Below are 369 nucleotides of genomic sequence, written 5' to 3' on the forward strand. Positions count from 1 at the left end.
GTGAGAAGCGTGGGTGTACGCCGATCAACTGGAGCTGGCTTGCCAGCGAAGGCGGCCTTACAGCCGACCAATCTCTTGCAGGCATACTCGGATCAAGTGTGGGAGCGAGCCTGCTCGCGAAGACGACCTGCCAGCCGACCCAGACCTTGCAGATGTACTGAGTACCTGTGGGAGCGAGCTTGCTCGCGATGACGACCTGTCAGTCGACCAGGTACATCACAGACGAACGAACCCAACAAACAGGCCGGCTGGTAGGCCGCCTCGGGCGCTTTTGCGGTACACGCCCCCTCGTGAGGCCGAGAGGAGGTTCTGCGCAGTGGGCAACTCGGCATGGATGCCGGGTTAGCTGCCCCCGGCCATGGATGGCCG

The sequence above is a fragment of the Pseudomonas fluorescens genome (genome assembly GCF_000967965.1).
Taxonomy (GTDB): domain Bacteria; phylum Pseudomonadota; class Gammaproteobacteria; order Pseudomonadales; family Pseudomonadaceae; genus Aquipseudomonas; species Aquipseudomonas grandcourensis.